This window comes from Desmonostoc vinosum (assembly GCF_059505385.1).
Window position 1 is genome coordinate 1 of the sequence record NZ_JCACKM010000331.1, and the last position, 2,637, is coordinate 2,637.

General features: G+C 44.4%; 5 protein-coding genes and 1 pseudogene. 2 read left to right on the forward strand and 4 right to left on the reverse strand.

All coding sequences use genetic code 11. The features are described from left to right. From AC5JMF_RS32895 to AC5JMF_RS32910, 4 genes are all read right to left on the reverse strand, one after another. A partial coding sequence (locus AC5JMF_RS32895; RefSeq protein WP_495799902.1) for a VapE domain-containing protein occupies positions 1–599 on the reverse strand: 599 nt, incomplete at its 3' end. Positions 600–683: 84 nt separating this feature from the next. Continuing rightward, complete coding sequence (locus AC5JMF_RS32900; RefSeq protein WP_495799903.1) at positions 684–890, reverse strand: DUF6887 family protein; 207 nt, start codon at positions 888–890, stop codon at positions 684–686. Beyond that, positions 887–1,060 (reverse strand): DUF6888 family protein, encoded by a 174-nt coding sequence (locus tag AC5JMF_RS32905; RefSeq protein WP_495799904.1) that lies wholly within the window; start codon positions 1,058–1,060, stop codon positions 887–889. The genes AC5JMF_RS32900 and AC5JMF_RS32905 overlap by 4 nt, the downstream gene beginning before the upstream one ends. Then, positions 1,060–1,245 (reverse strand): ribbon-helix-helix domain-containing protein, encoded by a 186-nt coding sequence (locus tag AC5JMF_RS32910; RefSeq protein ID WP_495799905.1) that lies wholly within the window; start codon positions 1,243–1,245, stop codon positions 1,060–1,062. Before AC5JMF_RS32910 ends, AC5JMF_RS32905 begins: the two co-directional genes overlap by 1 nt. 202 nt (positions 1,246–1,447) lie before the next feature. Between AC5JMF_RS32910 and AC5JMF_RS32915 the strand changes: the two genes are divergently transcribed. Continuing rightward, positions 1,448–1,633, forward strand: coding sequence for a hypothetical protein (locus tag AC5JMF_RS32915; RefSeq protein ID WP_495799906.1), 186 nt, complete (start codon positions 1,448–1,450; stop codon positions 1,631–1,633). 159 nt (positions 1,634–1,792) lie between these two features. Further along, positions 1,793–2,637 (forward strand): annotated as a pseudogene (locus AC5JMF_RS32920) (hypothetical protein); the annotation flags it as partial.

A 2,637-nucleotide genomic window follows, 5' to 3' on the forward strand; every position in this document is an offset into this window, starting at 1 on the left:
AGAGAGGGGTGGAATGGCAACATTCCCCTCGACTCTACCTCTCGGCGGCCACCCTTAACGCGCTTGCGTTCGCCCTTTGTCCAATTATTCGCGCGAAGGATGGCGCTGACACGATACTCCTCTGGTCTGCCTTGTTTTGCTAGGTCAAGTTTTAAAACTTGAGTGAGGATTTCAGAGATGGACACCTCTGAGCGTTGGTTTGCCCAAGCCATGATGGTTGCTTCCCAAGGGTCAGTGCTTTGGAATTGTTTATTAGCAGCATCAAGCATCGCGTCTTCAGTCTCAGTCAGATGCCATTGCTCACCATTACGGTATGCAGCCAGCGCCGCCGCCCATAGTAAATCTCGCTCTTTCTTGAGCAGTTTAATATTTATTTTGTCAACTAGGACTTTGATTACCCAGTAACGACGCTCACCTGTTGGGTCGTAGAGAAATTCACTTTGATTGGTGGAGCCGACCATAATTGATGGGCGTGGGAAATCCTCAATGTCTGTACCGTAGGGACGACGCATTGAATCTTTACGCCGGGAAAGGAATGCTTTGAGTTGTGAAACATCTTTTTTCTTATAGGCATTCTCAAACTCGGCATACTCCAGCAACCAGTACTGGCTAATTTTGAGGATTTCATTACTTTTGAACGAACGCGTATAGCGAACGTACTAGTTGGTCTGGGATGCTGATATTCATCCGCCGATCCTCCGTCGTTCTAGGTATTCGCGCTGAAGTTCCGGAAAATTATCCAAGTCTTCCAAAGCCTCTGGGGCTGGATGGACTTTGTTATTAGGATTCCCAAAGCGATCAATGTAAACCTGCAAGGCTGTCTCACAGGAGCGATTGTCTAGGATATACCGCCTCAGTTCAGCGCGGGTCATTGTATTGAAGTCGGTCATAAATACCTCCAATTCCCGTTAGGATATATCGCGATCTCTGTCTCTTCTCCTGCCAGGATGACAACGTGCTTAGTCCTGCTGTCTATGGTTATGAGGTCGATCGACAAGAACATTTTGGTTAGCTGATATGACAATGTGAAACTTGTTTTTAATTGCTCGAACGTGGGCATTAATTTTGTTTCTGCTCCTCCTCATCTGCGGCAATTTCTATACCTCTTCTTTTCAAAGACTCTTCACACAAAACAACTACCATTGATGACACGGTTCGCGTTTCCTCTTCTGCCACCCTGGCTATTGTGTCGTAGACGGCACGAGGAAAGGTGACGTTGGATCGTTTCCCCTTATATTTTGGCAAGCTTTTGTCTCTAAAATGTGCCTACTGGTCAGACATGAGTATAACTGATTGAAACTCGTTGAATCAATAAGATATTAATGTGCCTATATAGTGCCTAAAGCGTATCTATTAGTGATATATTCAATTGCATAAGGCAGAAACACCACACAGAGCCAGTGCAAGGCACTCTTGGTCATTTTGTCATGCCAATTTTAAGAGAATCATGCGAGTAACAATTAGACAGTCATTGCATTCGTTTATTGGACAAAAATCACAGGAATTGGGCATAGATGACCCGGCAGAGGTGGTTAATTTCCTCTTGCTCCAGATTTTGCAAAATACGAGAGTGGCACAGGTTGAGGGTGCTGGGGGTGGTGTTGCAAAAGATGTTTCACGAACTGTTTCATGAAACCTGTTTCAACGGTTGCATCAATGTTTCAGCTTTATGAAACACCATGAAACGCCACTTACACTTGCCTGAAACATGAAACACGAAACATGAAACGCCAGTTGATGATGACTACTTTTGCTTGTGACAGTCACGATAAAAAGTTGAAAGTCAAACCACATGCCAAGACCTAAAAAACAACCAATACTCCAAAGCATGAACGCACCCAACACAAACTCAACTGAAACTCAGTCAGATCAAACATCTGGAGCCTCAAAGAAAGTTATTCATTTGATGCTAGATGCTGGGCGCTCCAGCATTAAATACCAAGCTTTTGTTAACAGCGAAACTGGCACAACACCAGTGATGAAGACTGAATCAAATGTGTGTTGTGTACCATCAGTGCCATTTGGAGAATTAGGAGCATTCACCTTGAGCCGGGGTAAGGATGAAAGCAACAAAGATGTTGTAGAGCATTGGGTCGTAGGTAGCTCCGCCAGACTGCAAGGTAAAGAGTACATAGCGATGAGTGACTCTGAGAATTATAAGGTGAACTACTTTCCCATCCTTGCCTTGGGTGCGATCGCATCTCTACCAAATCTATTTGAGTTATCTACAGGCACTTCCGACAAACGCAGAACCTTACACATCAGGCTATCTACCCTATCATTGGCATCTCCAATGGAGTTGAAACAATCTATAGAGCAATGTAAATGGATAGCGGTAGACGGCGTTAGATACCGTTTATGTTTCTCCAAACAGGGGTTTTTGGGATTTCCAGAGGGATATGGCGCGTCACTTTGGGCGAGTAATCAACTCAGTGATAAGCATTTCCACACTTTTGATATTGGATATGGTACAGCCACAGTCAGTGAGTATAGCAATCTCGGCAAGCTACCTAAGCGCGTCAGCTGTAGCCCAAATGGCGGCGGTGGTGTTGCCACACTAATCAAAGAATTCTCTATTGCTCTTAGTAACCCACATTCCGCAGATGTGACTCAGATTATTGATATTTTTGAAAAATC